This is a genomic window from uncultured Sphingomonas sp., assembly GCF_937871615.1.
Taxonomy (GTDB): domain Bacteria; phylum Pseudomonadota; class Alphaproteobacteria; order Sphingomonadales; family Sphingomonadaceae; genus Sphingomonas.
Window position 1 is genome coordinate 41,946 of record NZ_CALMPA010000020.1, and the last position, 19,096, is coordinate 61,041.

The 19,096-nt window shown below is 65.7% G+C and carries 13 protein-coding genes; 6 read left to right on the forward strand and 7 right to left on the reverse strand.

Annotation, left to right across the window (positions count from 1 at the left end; translation table 11 throughout):
* Nucleotides 1-52 precede the first annotated feature (52 nt).
* On the reverse strand, nt 53-319 hold the full coding sequence (locus Q0316_RS03885) for a succinate dehydrogenase assembly factor 2 (RefSeq protein ID WP_298669945.1): 267 nt from the start codon (nt 317-319) through the stop codon (nt 53-55).
* A gap of 71 nt (nt 320-390) precedes the next feature.
* Between Q0316_RS03885 and recG the strand changes: the two genes are divergently transcribed.
* Complete coding sequence (gene recG, locus Q0316_RS03890; protein ID WP_298669947.1) at nt 391-2,442, forward strand: ATP-dependent DNA helicase RecG; 2,052 nt, start codon at nt 391-393, stop codon at nt 2,440-2,442.
* A gap of 42 nt (nt 2,443-2,484) precedes the next feature.
* Here recG and Q0316_RS03895 read toward each other — a convergent pair whose 3' ends face one another.
* The gene (locus Q0316_RS03895) at nt 2,485-3,807 is read right to left on the reverse strand and encodes a dicarboxylate/amino acid:cation symporter (RefSeq protein ID WP_298669949.1); all 1,323 of its coding nucleotides are present in this window, start codon (nt 3,805-3,807) and stop codon (nt 2,485-2,487) included.
* Between the two features lie 95 nt (nt 3,808-3,902).
* Here Q0316_RS03895 and Q0316_RS03900 point away from each other — a divergent pair, with 95 nt between their 5' ends.
* Complete coding sequence (locus Q0316_RS03900; protein WP_298669951.1) at nt 3,903-5,150, forward strand: Xaa-Pro peptidase family protein; 1,248 nt, start codon at nt 3,903-3,905, stop codon at nt 5,148-5,150.
* 46 nt (nt 5,151-5,196) lie between these two features.
* Nucleotides 5,197-6,573 (forward strand): DNA recombination protein RmuC, encoded by a 1,377-nt coding sequence (gene rmuC, locus Q0316_RS03905; protein WP_298669954.1) that lies wholly within the window; start codon nt 5,197-5,199, stop codon nt 6,571-6,573.
* Nucleotides 6,574-6,719: 146 nt separating this feature from the next.
* Here rmuC and Q0316_RS03910 read toward each other — a convergent pair whose 3' ends face one another.
* Together Q0316_RS03910 and Q0316_RS03915 are read right to left on the reverse strand one after the other, a co-directional pair.
* Nucleotides 6,720-7,382: a hypothetical protein gene (locus Q0316_RS03910; RefSeq protein ID WP_298669956.1), complete on the reverse strand. Its 663-nt coding sequence runs from the start codon at nt 7,380-7,382 to the stop codon at nt 6,720-6,722.
* A gap of 91 nt (nt 7,383-7,473) precedes the next feature.
* Complete coding sequence (locus Q0316_RS03915; protein ID WP_298669958.1) at nt 7,474-8,361, reverse strand: hypothetical protein; 888 nt, start codon at nt 8,359-8,361, stop codon at nt 7,474-7,476.
* 391 nt (nt 8,362-8,752) lie between these two features.
* On the opposite strand from Q0316_RS03915, the gene Q0316_RS03920 reads away from it, so the two are divergent.
* Nucleotides 8,753-9,829 carry a YadA C-terminal domain-containing protein gene (locus tag Q0316_RS03920; protein ID WP_298669960.1) on the forward strand — a complete coding sequence of 359 codons (1,077 nt, stop codon included), beginning with the start codon at nt 8,753-8,755 and terminating at the stop codon, nt 9,827-9,829.
* 45 nt (nt 9,830-9,874) lie between these two features.
* On the opposite strand, the gene rpoD is transcribed toward Q0316_RS03920, so the two are convergent.
* The 3 genes from rpoD to Q0316_RS03935 all read right to left on the reverse strand — a co-directional run bounded on the left by rpoD (nt 9,875) and on the right by Q0316_RS03935 (nt 14,339).
* Nucleotides 9,875-11,899, reverse strand: coding sequence for an RNA polymerase sigma factor RpoD (gene rpoD, locus Q0316_RS03925; protein ID WP_298669962.1), 2,025 nt, complete (start codon nt 11,897-11,899; stop codon nt 9,875-9,877).
* On the reverse strand, nt 11,899-13,782 hold the full coding sequence (gene dnaG / locus Q0316_RS03930) for a DNA primase (protein ID WP_298669964.1): 1,884 nt from the start codon (nt 13,780-13,782) through the stop codon (nt 11,899-11,901). Before dnaG ends, rpoD begins: the two co-directional genes overlap by 1 nt.
* Nucleotides 13,783-13,886: 104 nt before the next feature.
* Entirely contained in the window at nt 13,887-14,339 is a 453-nt protein-coding gene (locus tag Q0316_RS03935; RefSeq protein WP_298669966.1) for a GatB/YqeY domain-containing protein, read from the reverse strand.
* 143 nt (nt 14,340-14,482) lie between these two features.
* Between Q0316_RS03935 and carA the strand changes: the two genes are divergently transcribed.
* Together carA and carB are read left to right on the forward strand one after the other, a co-directional pair.
* On the forward strand, nt 14,483-15,673 hold the full coding sequence (gene carA / locus Q0316_RS03940) for a glutamine-hydrolyzing carbamoyl-phosphate synthase small subunit (RefSeq protein WP_298669968.1): 1,191 nt from the start codon (nt 14,483-14,485) through the stop codon (nt 15,671-15,673).
* A 57-nt stretch (nt 15,674-15,730) separates the two neighbouring features.
* Nucleotides 15,731-19,063 (forward strand): carbamoyl-phosphate synthase large subunit, encoded by a 3,333-nt coding sequence (carB, locus tag Q0316_RS03945; protein ID WP_298669970.1) that lies wholly within the window; start codon nt 15,731-15,733, stop codon nt 19,061-19,063.
* The last annotated feature ends 33 nt before the right edge of the window (nt 19,064-19,096 follow it).

A 19,096-nucleotide genomic window follows, 5' to 3' on the forward strand; every position in this document is an offset into this window, starting at 1 on the left:
CCCTTCCGTGGAAGGCAGGGCTGAATGGGAACGGAAGGGTGCGGCGTTTCCGCTATTCGGGAACCTGCACGTAATTCAGCCCGCGCATCGCCTGCATCATCGGGCCATCCCATTGCGGCGGGCAGGGGATCGAGCCGATCGCCCAGCCCATGATGTCCACGTCCTGCTCCTCCAGCAAAGTTTCGAACCAGTCGAGTTCGGCAGCGCTCCAGCCGGCGTGGTGGGTGTCGAAAAAGCCGCCGATCATCATGTCGGCCTCGCGCGTGCCGCGATGCCACGAACGGAATTTCAGGCGCTTCAGGCGGATTGCGTGGTCCATCGGTCCTCAACGTCAATTGCCCGGCGGGCGCTGGCGGCGCGCGTCGGGTGCGGGTAATGCGTCATTTAGGCATGAGACCAGATATCCTCAATCCGCTGTTCGCAGAGATCACCGCGCTGAAGGGCGTGGGGGCGGCGTTGGCCAAGCCGCTCGACCGGCTGGGGATCGCGCGCGTGGTGGACCTGCTGTTCCATCTGCCGAACGGGTGGATCGACCGGCAGCCGCGCGAGACGCTCGACGCGAGCGATGCGGGGCGGACGATCGCGATCACCCTGGTGCCGCGCGATATCCGCAGCTCCGGCAGCGCGCGCGCGCCGACGCGGGTTCACGCCACCGATGCTGCGGGCAACGCGGTGAGCCTCGTTTATTTTGGTGGATCATCGGGCTGGGTGCGCAAGCTTTATCCGATCGGCGAGCCCGTGCGCATTTCCGGCAGGCTCGACAGTTATGGGCAGGAACTTCAGATCATCCATCCCGATATCGAGGGGGATGAGGGGTTTCGCGAGCGCGAGCCGATCTATCCGTTGTCGGAAGGGATCACCTCCCGTCGCCTTGCCGGGCTGATCGAGCAGGCGCTGGCCCGCGCGCCGGACCTGCCGGAATGGATCGAGCCGGGGCTGAAGGCGAAACGCGACTGGCCCGGCTGGCGCGAGGCGATCGCGCGCATCCACGCCGATCCCGCCGATCAGGTGGCGCGCGCCCGGCTCGCTTATGACGAGGTGTTCGCCAACCAGCTCGCGCTGACGCTGGTGCGCGCCGATACCCGCAAGCGGCGCGGTCGCGCGCTGGCCGGCGACGGACGGCTGCGAGACATGCTCAAGCTCCCTTATGCCCTCACCGGCGCGCAGACGCGAACGGTGCGGGAGATCGAGGGCGATCTGGCGCAGGAAGCGCCGATGCTGCGGCTGCTGCAAGGCGATGTCGGCTCGGGAAAGACGCTGGTTGCCGCCATGGCGCTGCTGATCGCGGTGGAGGCGGGCGCGCAAGCGGCGATGCTCGCGCCGACCGAAATCCTCGCGCGCCAGCATTATGAGACGTTGCGCCGCACGCTCGCCGGTTTGCCGGTGGAGATCGCGGTGCTCACGGGCCGCGACAAGGGGCGGGCACGCGAGGCGACGCTGATGGGGCTGGCCGATGGCTCGATCCATATCCTTGTCGGCACCCATGCGATCTTTCAGGAGGCGGTGGGTTATCGCGACCTGGGCCTTGTCGTAGTGGACGAGCAGCACCGCTTCGGCGTCGCCGAACGCATGGCGCTCGCGGCGAAGGGGCGCACCACGCCGCACCTGCTGGCGATGACCGCCACACCGATCCCGCGCACGCTCACCCTCGCGCAGCATGGCGAGATGGATCAGAGCCGGCTCGACGAGATGCCGCCGGGCCGCGAGCCGGTCGAGACGCGGGTAATCAGCGAGGAGCGGCTCGACGAAGTGGTCGAGGCGCTGGGCCGCCATCTGGCGGAGGGCAAGCAGGCCTATTGGGTCTGCCCGCTGGTTGAGGAGAGCGAAAAGAGCGATCTGGCGGCGGCGGAGGCGCGGGCGGCGGCGCTCGCGGGCCGCTTTGGCGATCGTGTCACGCTCGTCCATGGCCGGATGAAGGGCGCGGAAAAGGATGCGGTGATGAGCGCCTTCGCCGCCGGGCGACACGGCGTGCTGGTCGCGACGACAGTGATCGAGGTGGGGGTGGACGTGCCCAACGCCACGTTGATCGTGATCGAACATGCCGATCGCTTCGGGCTGGCGCAGCTTCACCAGCTACGCGGGCGCGTCGGGCGCGGCGGGGGGCATTCGACGTGCCTGTTGCTGCGCGGCAATGCCCTGTCCGAAACGTCGCGCGCGCGGCTTGCGCTGATGCGCGAGACCAACGACGGTTTTCGCATCGCGGAGGAGGATCTCCGGCTGCGCGGTGCGGGCGAATTGCTCGGCACGCGGCAATCGGGCGAGGCGATGTTCCGGCTTGCGACCGCCGAAGCCCTTGGCGAGCTTCTGCCCGCCGCCACCGACGACGCGCGATTGCTGATCGACCGTGATGGCGGGCTGGCGGCGGAGCGGGGGCAGGCCGCCCGCACCGCGCTCTATCTGTTCGAGCGCGATGCCGGGGTGGCGCTGCTGCGATCGGGGTGAGATCGCGTCGCCGGCCCCGATCGGGCGGGCGGCACGACCTTTTCAGAGTTCCCGGAAGCTCTCCACCTCGCGCGCGGGGCCGTGGCCGGATGGCGCGTGGAGCGGCTCGATCTCGATTGGTTGCGGCGGATCGAACCCGCCCTCCCATTTCGCCACCACCGCGCTGGCGACGGCATTGCCGATCACATTGGTCGCGGTGCGCCCCATGTCGAGGAAGTGATCGACCGCGAGGATCAGCAGCAGCCCGGCCTCCGGGATGTTGAACATCGGCATCGTCGCCGCGATCACGACAAGGCTCGCGCGGGGTACACCGGCGATCCCCTTCGACGTTACCATCAGCACCAGCAGCATCGTGATCTGCGTCTCGATCGGCAAATGGATGCCATAGGCCTGCGCGATGAACATCGCCGCGAACCCCATGTAGATCATCGATCCATCGAGGTTGAACGAATAGCCGAGCGGCAGCACGAAGCTCGCCACGCGCGGCGGCACGCCGAAACGGTCGAGCGCCTCCAGCATACGCGGATAGGCGGCTTCGGACGAGGCGGTGGAGAAGGCGACGAGCAACGGCTCGCGGATATAGCGGACCAGCTCGATCACGCGCCGCCCGATGAACAGGAAACCGATGCCGAGCAGGATCAGCCAGAGAACGATCAGCGAGGTATAGAAAGTGCCCATGAAATAGGCGAGCTGGCCGATCACCTTCGGCCCGCGCTCGGTGAGCGTGCCGGCCACCGCGGCGAACACCGCGAAGGGCGCGAAGCGCATGACATAATCGGTGATCTGCAACGACACATGCACCAGCGCGTCGATGGCGCGGACCAGCGGTGCGGCCTTTTCGCCCACCGCGGTGATGGCGACGCCGACGAATACGGAGAAAATCACGATCTGCAGGATCTCGTTCTTTGCCATCGCATCGACCATCGAGGTGGGGAAGATATGCGCGACGAAATCCTTGAGATTGAAGGCCGAAGTCTCAAGCCCGCTGCCTGCCGTCGCCGCCGGCAACGCGAGGTTCAGGCCCACACCCGGCTGGAAGACGTTCACCAGGATCAGCCCGAGCCCGAGCGAGAGCAGGCTGGCGGCGATGAACCATGCAAGGCTGCGCGCGCCGATCCGGCCGAGTGCTGCGGTATCCCCCATCTGGGCGATGCCGGATACGAGCGTGGAGAACACCAGCGGTGCGATTATCATCTTGATAAGTCGCAGGAAAACGGTGGTGACGATCGAGAAATAGCCCGCCAGGGATTCAAGCCGGGCTTGCGAGGCGGCAGTGCCATCGCTGATCGAGGCATTTAACGCGAGCCCGCAAATCAGGCCGAGCACCAGTGCGACGAATATAAAGGTGGTCAGCCTCTTGCCCATGAAAACTCCCGGTTGAAATCGGCGCGCAGGCAAAGGGGATTGCGACGGCGCGGTCAAGCACCCTATCGTCTCGCGTCATGGGGATCGACCACTTTATGCCATCGCGCCGGGGCCTTCTGGGGGCCGCGGCCTTGCTTCCGCTGGTTAATCTGGCGGCGATCGTCCGCGCGGCCGAGCCGGATCTCGCGGGGGTGACGGACATGACCGCCGGCCTGAAACCGATCGACGCGGCCGAGCGCGCCGCGCGGCTGGTGCGCGCGCAGGCATTGATGCGGCGGAACGGGATCGGCGCGGTGCTGATCGAGCCCGGATCGAGCATGATCTATTTCACCGGCGTGCTCTGGCGGCGCAGCGAGCGGCTGACCGCCGCGATCATCCCGGTGGAGGGTGAGCCATGTATCGTCACGCCGTTCTTCGAGGAGCCTTCCGTGCGTGAGACGCTCGCCGTACCGGCGGAGGTGCGCGTATGGCAGGAGGATCAGAATCCGCTTGCCGTGGTCGCGGGATTTTTGCGTGATCGCAAGCTTGCCGGGCGCCCGATCGGGATCGAGGAAACCGCGCGCTTCTTCGCTTTCGATGGCCTGGCGCGTGCCTTGGGGGAGGCGAAGCTCGTTTCCGCCAATCCGGTCGTGCGCGGTTGCCGCATGATAAAGACGCCGGCGGAGCTTGCGCTGATGCAGGCGGCGACGGATGTGACGATCGCCGCCTATCGCTGGGTCCATCCGCGCGTCGAAAAGGGGATGACGGGCAGCGAGATCGGCGCGTTGATGACCGCCGCGACCCGCCGGCTCGGCGGCGATGCGGAATTCTCGATGGCGCTGATCGGGGAAGCCTCAGCCTATCCCCATGGCAGCCGCGAGGTGCATCGTGTCGCGGACGGGCAGGTCGTGCTGATGGATTGCGGCTGCACGGTGCAGGGATATCAATCGGATGTCTCGCGCACCTGGGTGCATGGAACGGCGAACACGGCGCAGCGCAAATTGTGGGAGCAGGTGGCCGAAGGCCAGCGGATCGCCTTCGCCGCGGCGCGGATCGGCGCGCCGGCGGGATCGGTGGACGATGCGGTGCGCGCGCAATATGCCAAGTGGGGCTACGGCCCCGGTTACAAGCTGCCCGGCCTGTCGCATCGCACCGGGCACGGCATCGGGATGGACGGGCACGAGCCGGTCAATCTGGTCCATGGCGAGGTGACCCCGCTGGCCGCCGGCATGTGCTTTTCCGATGAGCCGGGCATATATATTCCGGGGCAATATGGGGTGCGGCTGGAGGATTGCTTCTACATGACAGCCGATGGGCCGCGCTGGTTCAGCACGCCGCCCGCCTCGATCGACGCTCCGGTGTGAGCGAAGGCCATTGCCAAATGGCTGATGTTCCGATTATGTTCTGAAGATGGTCGAAATCGTCGCTGTCGCGCTCGTCGCCATTGTTCTCGGGCTCGCGCTTGGCTGGTTCATCGCGCGGCGTGATGTCGCGGGCCTGCGGGCCGAACGCGATCAGCGGGGGGAAGAATTCAAGCGCGCGATCGTCGATCTCGCCACCGCCAGCGAGCGGGCCAAGGCCGCGGATGGCTTGCGCGCCGAGCTTGAGGCGATCCGCGCCGAACGCGATGCCGCCCGCACCGAACTCGCCCGCCGCGAAACCGAGGCGGAGGCGTTCGAGGCGCGGATCACCGAGTTCAAGGAAGCGAAGGATGATATGGCGGGCCGCTTCCGGGAGGTCGCCGGCAATCTTCTGGGCGAGGCGCAGAAAGCATTTCTCGAACGCGCCGATGAGCGTTTCCGTCAATCGGAGGAGAATGCGGGGCATGGGCTGAAGGCGCTGCTCCAGCCGGTCAATGAGCGGCTCCAGCGCTATGAAGAGGGAGTCGCGCGGGTTGAGGCGGAGCGGCGCGATGCGTTCGGTTCGCTCCATGGGCAGATCGAGGCGATGCGCGTCGGGCAGGAATCGGTTCGGGCGGAAGCGCAGAAATTGGTCAACGCGCTGCGCGCCGCGCCTAAGGCACGTGGCCGATGGGGCGAGCAGCAGTTGCGCAACGTGCTCGAAACCTGTGGGCTTGCCGAACATACCGATTTCGCCATGGAGGTCAGCGTCACCGGCGATGATGGCGAACGGCTGCGCCCCGATGCTGTGGTGCGCGTGCCGGGCGGCAAATCGCTGGTGATCGACGCCAAGGTGTCGCTCAATTCCTATCAGGACGCATTCGCCGCAGTTGACGAGAATGAGCGCCAACTGGGGCTGACCGCTCACGCCAATGCGATGCGCGCCCACGTCAACACGCTGGGCGCCAAGGCTTACTGGAGCCAGTTTCCCGACGCGCCCGATTATGTGATAATGTTCGTGCCGGGCGAACATTTCCTTTCCGCCGCGCTGGAACATGATTCCACTCTGTGGGACGCGGCGTTCGACAAGCGCGTTCTGCTCGCCACGCCGACCAATCTGATCGCGATCGCGCGCACCGTTTCCGCGGTATGGCGGCAGGAGCGGCTGGCGAGCGAGGCGCGGCAGATCGGTGCGCTCGGCAAGGAGCTATATGATCGGCTTGCCAAGGCCGTCGGCGATCTGCGCGTGGTGGGCAGCGGGCTCAACACCGCGGTGAAAAATTACAATACCTTCGTCAGCAGCTTCGAGACGCGGGCGCTGGTCAGCGCGCGCAAGCTGCGTGATCTCAATATCGAGCCCGGCGCGCGCGAGATCGAGGCGATCGCGCCGGTGGAATTGCTTGCGGGCCACGCGGAGGAGGAAGCGGGCAGGCTGGCGGCGGAATAATCCCTTCGCGGGCTCGGCGGTCGCGGTCGCGCGCTTCGGCGCAGGGCTGGGGCCGGGGCCGGGCGACGTCTTGAGCCGGGCGCCGTGATGCGTCGAGCGGTTTCAAGGCGGGTGGAATCACCTGCCGGCTCGGAAACCGCTCTGGATCAGTTCCCACGTCGCGCCGAGGCGCGGGCGTCGAGCAATTGCCACAGCCCGCGGTGTTGCGCGAGCAATTGCTGCGCCCCGAAAGTCACCGCGCGCCGCGTCGCGCTGCCGCCACCGAGATCGTTCAACATCGTGATCGTCTGGCGATCGCCGGGGAGCGGGCTTCGTTCGGGGAACACGCCGACGCGCTCGCCGGCGATGACGAGCACGCGGCGGATCGAGGTCCATTCGAGCAGGAACGACGCCGTCGCGCCAATCGCGCAACCGACACGATTCGATTCGGCCAGCATCGTAAGCGCGTGCCGCTGTGACACGATCGCGGCCTCCGATTGCGCCTGGCCGGGCGTGGAGGGTAGCGGGCCGACCGCCGCGGTCAGCGTCGCCAGGAAGGTGCGCTCCGCGTCGAACGCCAGCGCGGCGGTCGTCAGCCATTCGCGGATCGCGCCCGATGCGCCTGGTGCCGTGGTAGCCTGGTCGATGATGCTGGGCGCCATCCCGTGCAGGGCGCACAGGGCATGAACCGCATCGGCCAGATCGCGCAGCGGCGTCGCGGGATAGGCGAGGGCGATCGGCCAGCTCGCGCTCGCGGTCCCGTCCGCCTCGACCAATCCGGCGATGGATTCACCCAGGAGAGCGGGAGCGGAATTGGGAACTATCTGCACAATGATCCTTTGTTCAGCACGTCTCGCCGCTTTTTACCGCGCGAGAAGGTGATCGAGTCTCTCTTCTAGCATGTTCGCGTAAAGACGGAGTTTATGCGACGCTGCGGACGATCGTGGCCGCCAGCCCCTCGATTCTTCCCGCGAGCGTGACTGCCGCGATGCCGATCGTCACCGGCACGGGGGCGGCGCCATGTATCAGGCATTCCGCCGCGACGCTGCGCGCACCACCGTCGGTCGCGACGGCATCGAGCGCCTCATTCGCCGGCACGCGGCTGCCCACGGTAAGCAGGGAGGTGAAGCGGGCGGTTGCGAGCGCCTCCGCCGAGATGCCGGTGAGCGTCGCCAGATTCGCGCTAGGAGCGGCGATATAGCCGCGCAAATTCAAATGAATGCTGATCGCGCCGGCGGCGCCCCCGGCTTCGGACGCCGCGAGCAATTGCGCCTGTGTGGCCACGAGCGCCTGTTCGGTCGTGACATCGCTCGCGCGTAGCAGGCAGCCGGTCGGGAATGGCATGAGTTCGCAGCGCAGCCGTCGTGAAAGGTAGGCCTCCGGCACGATCTCGATCGACTCGGCGATCCCGCTGGCCGTCACCCGCGCGATCGCGTCCGCGAGCATTGCACCGCCGGAGAGGGCAAACTCCCCCGGATACGCGCCGGCCCGCATTGCCGCGCCAAACCGCGCACGCGCTGCATTGCTGGCGAGCGCGATGCGCCCCGCACGATCGAGGATCAGCGCGATCGCGCCGTCAGCGTCCAGCAATGTGGCGAGTGCGCCATCGTCGGTCGGCGCGGCTTCGCGGGAGGCGCATAACGCTTCCATCACGTCGATCGTGGTCAGCGCGTAACGCGGACGGCCACGGTGCAGGATATAGACCGGCGCGCGCGCGGCGCGTTCCTGCCACAATCCGAAGTGGCGGACGAGGTGCGATGCGGTGACGCATTGCCCATCGTCGGGGCGGAGGGGCTGAATGTCGCTCATCGTGCGAGTCTGATCCGGGGGCGGTGTTGACCGCAATGGAGCGGCGCCATTCCGGATCGGTCGATATCGGCAATTTGCGTCGATTGTCGCCGAAACGGAGATGATTTGTGCAAACTTCGCCGCCGGTGCGCATCTTCGGCGTGGCGGGTGACATTCGTGTTTCGCGCAAACATCATGGCGAACGCCGTCGACCATGTTGCAAGCGCCGGGTTGGTAGAAGGTGCGGGCCGTCGACGGATTTGTCCACCTCCGTCGGCGGAAGGGGAGCGATTGCGGGCATGGTCCCTCGCCCGGCGCTTTCCGTTGCCTGCATGACACCTTTGCGGAGGGAGTCGTGCTTCCCCGGCGGCGATCTCGTCCAGTTGCCGCCGGGGCTTTTCGGGAGATCAGGATGCGCCGCTCGCTTATTCTGCCGCTTGGAGCACTAGCCGCGATCGTGCCGGCTCCGGCTACGGCCCAGACGCTGACTGACGTGATCGGTTCGCTCGTGTCGCTGGATGCCCGCGTCACGCTCCAGGCCGGAGCGATCACCGTGATTGACGGGCGCGTCACCACGAACACGCAGGCGATCAGCCAGTTGGAGGTGGATCGCGCCTCGCTGCTGGACCGGCTGGCCGTGATAGATTCGGCAGCGGCGGCGGTCGCGACGAATCTGCAGGCGCAGCAACAGGCGGTGGGGGCACTGACGGGGCAGTTCGCGGCATCGGTCAACGCGGCGGATGCGCTGGCGCTCGACGTGCGCGCGCAAGGCTCGGCGATCGGTGCGCTGGACGGGCGACTCGGCACGACCGTCAACGCCGTCGCGCAACAGGGCGTTCGTATTGATCTGGTCAACCAGATAGCGCTGGCAGCGCAGGATTCGGTCGTCACCTTGCGCGGCGATCTCGATGCCGGGCGCGCGGGCATGACGCGACAGAGCGATCCGAACGGGGCGATCACGATCGGGGCGCAGAGTGGCGGCGCTGTGGTGTCCTTTACCGGCACCGCGGGGGATCGCCGCTTGAGCGGCGTGGCCGACGGGATTGCCGCCAACGACGCGGCAACCGTTGGTCAGCTCACCGCGTCGAGCAGCGCCACCTTGTCCGCCGCGAACGGCTATACCGATCGCAGCGCCGCCGCGACGCTGACGGCGGCGAATGATTATACCGATCGGGCGATGAGCCAGACTCTGGAGCGCGCCGCCATCACCAGCAGGCAGATGATCGCGGCGAACAATGTCGAACTGCGCCGTGACATGAGCGCGCTTGCGGCAGGATCGAACGCGCTGTCCGCCTTGCCGCAGGCGTTCATTCCCGGACGCGGGATGATGGGCGCCGCGATCGGCGGCAGCCGGGGGCAGACCGCGTTCGCGATGGGATTGTCAAAGGCGTTCACTGGTGAAAACGCGCCGGTGGTCAGGGCGGGCGCCGCCGTCGATACGCGGCATGGCGATTTCAGCTACAATGCCTCGGTCGGTTTTCACTTCTGATTGAAAAGGGAAGGGCGGCCCGCGAGCCGCCCTTTTTATCGTTGTTTACTGATCGAGGAAGGAGCGCATCTTGCGGCTGCGGCTCGGATGCTTGAGCTTGCGCAATGCCTTGGCCTCGATCTGGCGGATGCGCTCACGCGTCACGCTGAATTGCTGGCCGACCTCCTCCAGCGTGTGATCGGTGTTCATGCCGATGCCGAAGCGCATCCGGAGCACGCGCTCCTCACGCGGGGTGAGGCTGGCGAGGACACGGGTGACCGTTTCCTTGAGATTGGCCTGGATCGCGGCATCCACCGGGATGATCGCATTCTTGTCCTCGATGAAATCGCCGAGGTGCGAATCCTCCTCGTCGCCGATCGGCGTTTCGAGGGAGATCGGCTCCTTGGCGATCTTCATCACCTTGCGCACCTTCTCCAATGGCATGGAGAGGCGCTCGGCCATTTCCTCCGGCGTCGGCTCGCGGCCCTGTTCGTGGAGGAACTGGCGGCTGGTGCGGACCAGCTTGTTGATCGTCTCGATCATATGCACCGGGATGCGGATCGTGCGCGCCTGATCCGCGATGCTGCGCGTGATCGCCTGCCTGATCCACCAGGTGGCATAGGTACTGAATTTGTAGCCGCGACGATATTCGAATTTGTCCACCGCCTTCATTAGGCCGATGTTGCCTTCCTGAATAAGATCAAGGAATTGCAGGCCGCGATTGGTGTATTTCTTGGCGATCGAGATGACGAGGCGGAGATTGGCCTCCACCATTTCCTTCTTCGCGATCCGCGCCTCGCGCTCGCCCTTCTGCACCATGTTGACGATGCGGCGGAATTCGCCGAGCGCCATGCCGGTTTGCTGCGAGATTTCCGAAATCTCGGTGCGGATGCGATCGACGGCGGCGGCCTCGTTGGTGGCGAAGGCGGTCCACTTCTTGTCGAGGCCATTCACGGTCTGGAGGAACGTGTCGTCCAGTTCATGGCCCATGTAGCGATCGAGGAAATCCTTGCGGCTGACCTTGTGGCGTTCCGCAAGACGCAACATCTGCCCGCCAAGCGCGGTCAGGCGGCGGTTGAAGCTGTATAACTGATCGACGAGATATTCGATTTTCGCATTGTGGAACTGGACGCTTTCCACTTCCGCGGTGAGATCCTCGCGCAGCTTCTGATATTTGCGCTCGTCCGCCGCCGAAAGCTCGCCGCCCGCGCCCATCGCGTCGAGCCGCTGTTCCTGCATCTTGGAGAATTTCTTGTAGATCGCCGTGATGTTGGCGAATTTCTCCAGCGCCTGCGGCTTGAGCGTTTCCTCCATCTGCGCGAGCGAGAGGGTGTTATCCTCGTCGTCATCGTCGGACGGGCGCGGGGCGCGGCGCTCGGTCAGTTCGTCGTCCTCGTCGGCGCCGGTCTCCTCCTCCGGTTCCTCCTCCTCCTTGTAGGTGGGGCCGGTGCTCGATGCGCTGATCTCGCCGCTGTCGTCTTCCTCGGCGCCTTCAACCTGCTCGGGCGAGGGGCCTTTGGACAGCATCGCATCGAGATCGAGGATCTCGCGCAACTGCATCGCGCCTTCATTGAGCGCGGTTGACCAGTCGATGATCGCGTTGAAGGTGATCGGGCTTTCACACAAACCGAGGATCATCGTGTCGCGCCCGGCCTCGATCCGCTTGGCGATCGCGATTTCGCCCTCGCGCGAGAGAAGCTCCACCGCCCCCATCTCGCGCAGATACATGCGAACCGGATCGTCGGTGCGATCGACGGTTTCCTTCTTCTTCTCGATGACGGGCGCGTTTTCCTGATCGGAATCGACGGCATCGACCTCGTCTTCGGATTCCTGCTCCTCGCCGTCCTCGCCCTGTTCCTCATTCTCGACGATGTTCACGCCCATTTCGTTGAGCGCGGACATGATATCCTCGAGCTGATCGGAGGACATCTGATCCTGCGGCAGCGCCTCGTTGAGCTGGTCATAGGTGATGTAGCCGCGCTTTTTCGCGCGGGCGATCAGCTTCTTGACGTTCGCGTCGTTCAAGTCGATCAGCGGGGCATCGGCCACATCCGTCGTATCATCGCCACCGCTACCGTTTACCTTCGCCATCAATCGTCCTCGGCACCAAAAGCGCGGGCGTCTTCGTTCGACTGCACGAGATTTGCAAGCCGAAGCTCCAACGCCTGCTTTTCCTTCACTAACGCTACCTGTCGCTCAAACGCCTCGTCGGTAAAGCGCGCCTGCATCGCGGAAGTTGCATCCGCGAGCGCCGCATTCACCTCAGGGCCGGCCACCAGGATCGCGATCGCCTCGTCGAGGTCTTCGCGCGCCCGGTTCTCGTCCCCTGTTCGCTGCGTAAAGCTGTATGGCATCTTGTCGGCCCGAAGCAGATCGGAAGCGATCGTCTCGAAACCCGATTTCCCCAATATGGTCACGAGGCGCCGGCTATCAAGCGCCCGATCCTCCAGCGCGACATCGACAACCGCTTCGAACAATCGGCCAAGCGCGCCATCGACGAGGCGCAGGCCGCCCAGCACCTCCACGTGCCGCGCGATCTCGGCGGGATGCCGGATCAGCCCGGCGAGCACCGCCTTGGCGAGCACGCGATCAATCCCGCCGATGGCGCGCATCACCTTCACGTCTTCAGTGATCGGCGCGGGCGGGGGTGTCCAGCGCTGGCCGGGGCGGCGATCGCCGCGCGCGCCGGGCGCGCGCGGCGCGAAGCTCGGGCGCGGGCGGGCGAACGCCTCATCGAAGCGATGGCGAAACTCGTTTTGATATTCGCTGCGCACCGATGGATCGGCGATCGACTGCGCCAGTTCGCCCAGCCGCCGTTTCAGCCCGGCGCGCTGCTCTGGCGTGGTGAGCGGCTCGGCGGCGAATTCGTGTTTCCACAGGCGCTCGACCAGCGGCTCGGCCTCGCGCGCCAGCGCCTCGAACGCGGATGCGCCCCTGGCCTTGACCAGATCGTCCGGGTCCATCCCCTCGGGGAGCGTGACGAAGGCAAGGCTGCGGCCCGGCGCGAGCAGCGGCAGCGCGCGATGCGCCGCGCGGATCGCCGCCTTTTGCCCCGCGCCATCGCCATCGAAGCATAAAGTCGGCACGTCGACCATCCGCCACAGCCGCTCAAGCTGATGCTCGGTCAGCGCGGTGCCGAGCGGGGCCACCGCCTCCGCGATGCCGGCCTGCGCCAGCGCGATCACGTCCATATAGCCTTCGACGACGAACACGCGGTTCGCCTTGCGCGCGGCGGGCGCGGCGCGATCGAGGTTGTAGAGCGTGCGCCCCTTGTCGAACAGCGGCGTGTCGGGGGAGTTGAGGTATTTCGGTTCGCCATCCCCGATCACGCGACCGCCGAATGCGATCACCCGCCCGCGCGCGTCACGGATCGGGATCATCAGCCGGCCTCGGAAGCGGTCGTAAGGCTCCTTGTTCTCGACGCTGATGAGCAGCCCGGCCTCGATCAGCGCAGGATCGCCATATTCCTTGAGCGCGGTACGCAGCTTGCCGCGCGCATCGGGCGCGAAGCCGATGCCGAACAGCCGCGCGGTTTCCTCGGACAAGCCGCGCCGCTCGATGAGGGCGCGCGCATCGCCGCCGGAAATGCCGGATAGCTGCGCGACGAACCACGCCTGCGCCTCGGCCATCGCGTCATGCAGGCCCTTTTGCCGCTCGGCCTGCCGCGCGGCGCGGGGATCGAGCGCGGGAAGCTCCAGCCCAGCGACAGCGGCGAGTTCCTTCACGGCATCCATGAAGGGCAGGCCGCGCTGGTCGGTCATCCAGCGAATCGCGTCGCCATGCGCCGAGCAGCCGAAGCAGTGATAGAATCCCTTCTCGTCGTTGACGTAGAAGCTTGGCGTCTTTTCGTTGTGGAACGGGCAGCAGCCCTTGTGCTCGCGCCCCGCTTTGGTGAGCTTCACCGTCTTGCCGACAAGGGCAGACAATGAGGTGCGCGAACGCAGCTCATCAAGAAAGGCGGGCGAGAGACTCACACCGCATTATAACTTATGCGCCGGAAGCGTCCCGCTCCGCAATTAATAAATGCGGCTGTTCCGCCGTCATCCCTGCGCAGGCGGGAATGACGGCGGAGGGTAGATCAGCTCAACGCGGCCTTCACCAGCCCGCTTGCCTTGGACATATCGAGCACGCTGGCGTGGCGCGCCTTAAGCTCCGCCATCACGCGGCCCATGTCCTTCATGCCCGATGCGCTCAACTCAGCCTTGATCGTCTCGATCGCGGCGCGGGTATCTTCCTCGCTCAGTTGCTGGGGGAGGAAACGCTCGATCACCGCGACTTCGCGTTCCTCGGCATCGGCCAGTTCGTCGCGACCGCCCTTGCGATACATGTCGATCGACTCGCGGCGCTGCTTGACCATCTTTTGCAGCACCTCGACGACCAGCGCGTCATCGTCGGCGATCGCGGGGCCGGTGCGCGCCTCGATATCGCGATTCTTGATCGCGGCCTGCATCAGGCTGACCGCCGCGCGGGTTTCCTTGTCGCCGGCTTTCATCGCGGCGATCTGGGCTTGCTTTATGTCGTCTCGAATCATGCGATCCTTGTTAGATCGGCTTGGGGCGCAGCGAAAGGCGCGGCGCGGCAGACCACGCACCCGGTTGACGAAAAGGGGGCAAAGGCTTAGCGGGCGGGGCTTAGCGACATCGCTGATCCAAACCAACGGAGTGCCCGCCGATCATGGCCGACGCCAAGCCCTTTGACGTGCCCGAAGGCGCCACCGGCGTCATAGTTCTCGCTACCGGCGAAGTCGCCTGGGGACGCGGTTTCGGTGCCGAGGGCGAAGTGGTGGGGGAGATATGTTTCCACACCGCGATGACCGGCTATCAGGAGATCATGACCGATCCCAGCTTCGCCGGGCAGATCATCACCTTCACCTTCCCGCATATCGGCAACGTCGGCGCCAACGCGGACGACGTGGAGGCGGATGAGCCGCACGCGCTTGGCATGATCGTGCGCGAGGACGTGACCGCGCCGTCCAATTTCCGCAGCGTCGAGCGGCTGGACGCGTGGATGAAGCGCCACGCCCGCGTCGGCGTGTCCGGCATCGACACCCGCGCGCTGACCCGCCGCATCCGCACCGGCGGCGCGCCCAACGGCGTGATCGCGCATTCCGCCGCGGGCAAGTTCGACATCCCGCTGCTGCTGGAAATGGCGCGCGCCTGGCCGGGGCTGGAGGGGATGGACCTTGCCAAGGCGGTGACGACCGAGACTCACTTCGGCTGGGGCGACAACCGCGAGGGCGGGGTGTGGCGGCTGGGCTTCGGCTATCAGGACAAGGTTCGCGAAGGTCACGCGAGCGACGAAAAGCGCCCGCATGTCGTTGCCGTGGATTACGGCAGCAAGCACAATATCTTCCGCAATCTTGTCAAGGCTGGCGCCAAGGTGTCGGTGGTGCCCGCCACCGCGAGCTATGACGAGATCATGGTGCTCGGCCCGGACGGCATCTTCCTGTCGAACGGTCCCGGCGATCCGGCGGCGACCGGCGAATATGCCGTGCCGGTGATCCGCAAGCTGCTGGAGACGGGCAAGCCGCTGTTCGGCATCTGCCTCGGCCACCAGCTTCTCGGCATCGCGGTGGGCGGCAAGACGACCAAGATGTTCCAGGGCCATCGCGGCGCCAACCATCCGGTGAAGCGCCTCAGCGACGGCGCGGTCGAGATCACCAGCATGAACCACGGCTTCGCGGTGGATCGCGACACGCTCCCCGCCAACGCGCGCGAGACGCATGTGTCTTTGTTCGACGGCAGCAATTGCGGGATCGAACTGACCGACCGCCCGGCGTTCAGCGTGCAATATCACCCGGAGGCATCGCCGGGGCCGCAGGATAGTTTCTATCTGTTCGAGCGGTTTGTGGGGATGTTGCGGTGAAGCGAAACGCTTCCGCTCGCCACGAACGCCTGACCTTCCGCCGGATTGACTGACACCATGCCAAAACGCACCGACATCTCCTCCATCCTCGTCATTGGCGCGGGGCCGATCGTTATCGGTCAGGCGTGCGAGTTCGATTATTCGGGCACGCAGGCGATCAAGGCCCTGAAAGAGGAGGGTTATCGCATCGTCCTGGTCAATTCGAACCCGGCGACGATCATGACCGATCCCGAACTGGCCGACGCCACTTATGTGGAGCCGATCACGCCGGAGGTGGTCGCCAGGATCATCGCGAAGGAGCGCCCCGACGCGGTGCTGCCGACGATGGGCGGGCAGACCGCGCTCAACACCGCGCTCGCGTTGTTCCGTGATGGCACGCTGGAGAAATTCGGCGTCACGATGATCGGCGCCGATGCCGACGCGATCGACAAGGCGGAGGATCGCCTCAAGTTCCGCGACGCGATGGACAAGATCGGGCTCGAATCCGCCCGCAGCCATATTGCGCATAGCGAGGCGGAGGCATTGGCGGGGCTGGAGAAGGTCGGGCTGCCGGCGATCATCCGCCCGTCGTTCACGCTTGGCGGCACTGGCGGCGGCGTCGCCTATAACCGCGAGGAATTCATCGAGATCGTCCGCAAGGGGCTGGACGCCTCGCCGACCACCGAGGTGCTGATCGAGGAGTCGCTGCTCGGCTGGAAGGAATATGAGATGGAGGTGGTCCGCGATCGCGCGGACAATTGCATCATCATCTGCTCGATCGAGAATGTCGATCCGATGGGCGTCCATACCGGCGATTCGATCACCGTCGCGCCGGCGCTGACGCTGACCGACAAGGAATATCAGATCATGCGCAACGCGAGCATCGCGGTGCTGCGTGAAATCGGCGTGGAAACAGGCGGTTCCAACGTACAGTTCGCGGTCAATCCGAAGGATGGCCGGCTGATCGTGATCGAGATGAACCCGCGCGTCAGCCGTTCGTCGGCGCTGGCCTCCAAGGCGACCGGCTTCCCGATCGCCAAGGTCGCGGCGAAGCTGGCGGTTGGCTATACGCTCGACGAGATCGAGAACGATATCACCGGCGCCACGCCCGCGAGCTTCGAGCCGACGATCGACTATGTCGTCACCAAGATCCCGCGCTTCGCGTTCGAGAAGTTCAAGGGCGCGGAGGCGGTGCTCTCCACCGCGATGAAGTCGGTCGGCGAGGTGATGGCGATCGGTCGCAATATCCACGAATCCATGCAGAAGGCGTTGCGCGGGCTGGAAACGGGGCTTTCCGGCTTCAACCAGGTCGATCGCCTCGTCGGCGCGCCGCGAGCGGAGATCGAGGCGGCGCTGGCGGTGGCGACGCCGGACCGGCTGCTTGTGGCGGCGCAGGCCTTGCGCGAGGGATTCACCGTCGCGGAAGTCCATGCGATCGCCAAATACGATCCATGGTTCCTGGAGCGGATCGCGGAGATCATCGCCGCCGAGCGCGAAGTGATGGAGCATGGCCTGCCGATCGAGGCGGCGGGGATGCGCCGGCTGAAGGCGATGGGTTTCTCCGACAAGCGGCTGGCGTGGCTGGCGTTGCAGTCCGCCAATCTGCGCGGGATGGAGCGCGGCATCGCGCGCGGCTCGGGCCTGATCCACGAGGCGGTGGTGGCGATGACCGGCGGCGTGACCGAGGATGAGGTGCGTGCGCTGCGCCACCGGCTCGGCGTGCGCCCGGTGTTCAAGCGGATCGACACCTGCGCGGCGGAGTTCGACGCGCGGACGCCGTATATGTATTCGACCTATGAGGCGCCCAGCTTCGGCGAGCCGGAGAATGAGGCGCAGCCATCGGAGCGGCGCAAGATCGTCATCCTCGGCGGCGGGCCGAACCGGATCGGGCAGGGGATCGAATTCGATTATTGCTGCTGCCACGCGTGCTTCGCGCTGGCGGACGCCGGGTTCGAGACGATCATGGTCAATTGCAACCCGGAAACGGTGTCGACCGATTATGACACGTCCGACCGGCTGTACTTCGAGCCGCTGACCGCCGAAGACGTGCTCGAAATTCTACATGTCGAAATGTCGACAGGTGAATTGGTCGGCGTGATCGTCCAGTTCGGCGGGCAGACCCCGCTCAATCTGGCGCGCGCGCTGGAGAAGGCGGGCGTGCCGATCCTGGGCACCTCGCCCGATGCGATCGACCTGGCGGAGGATCGCGAGCGGTTCGCGGCGCTGGTCAGCCGGCTCAAGCTGCTCCAGCCCGCCAACGGCATCGCGCGCAGCCGCGAGGAGGCGCTGATCGTCGCCGATCGCGTCGGCTATCCGGTGCTGATGCGCCCGAGCTACGTGCTCGGCGGGCGCGCGATGGAGATCGTCGATGGCCCGGCACAGCTTGAGGATTATATCCAGACCGCCGTGCAAGTGTCTGGCGATGCGCCGGTTTTGATCGACCAGTATCTGCGCGACGCGATTGAGGTGGATGTGGATGCGATCTGCGACGGCGATGATGTCGTGGTTGCGGGCGTGCTCCAGCATATCGAGGAAGCGGGGGTCCATTCGGGCGACAGCGCCTGTTCGATCCCGCCTTATTCGCTGAGCGCGGACGTAATCGCCGAGACCGAGCGCCAGACCGAAGCGCTGGCGCGCGGGCTCAACGTGCGCGGGCTGATGAACATCCAGTTCGCGGTGAAGGATGGCAAGGTCTATCTGATCGAGGTAAACCCGCGCGCCAGCCGCACCGTGCCGTTCGTCGCCAAGGCGATCGGCGCCCCGATCGCCAAGATCGCCAGCCGCGTGATGGCGGGGGAGAAACTGCGCGACCTGCCGAAGATTGACCGCGACATTGATTATTTCGCGGTGAAGGAAGCGGTGTTCCCGTTCAATCGCTTCCCCGGCGTTGATCCGGTCTTGTCGCCGGAAATGAAATCAACCGGCGAAGTGATGGGAATCGCCAGCGATTTCACCACGGCGTTCGCCAAATCGCAGCTCGGATCGAGCACGGTGTTGCCGACATCGGGCGCGGCGTTCGTCAGCGTGAAGGATGGCGACAAGGCGCATATCGTGCCGGCGGTGCGGGAACTGGTCGATGTGGGCTTCACCATCGTGGCGACGGGCGGGACGGCCGATCACCTCGAAGCAGCCGGCCTGCCGGTGGAGCGGGTGAACAAGGTCGCGCAGGGGCGCCCGCATATCGTGGACCGGATCAAGGATGGCGGGATCGCGCTGATCTTCAACACCACGGAAGGCTGGCAGAGCCTGAAGGATTCTCAGCCGATCCGCGCGTCCGCGCTGGCGCAGAAGATTCCGTATTTCACCACCGCGCCCGCCTGCATCGAAGTGGCGAAGGCAATTGCCAGTTCGGCGATGCGCAATCTTGAAGTCAGGCCGTTGCAGTCTTATTATTCGCAGTCGCACAATTGATCCCCGACATTGCAGGACGGTGCGAAGCGGTTG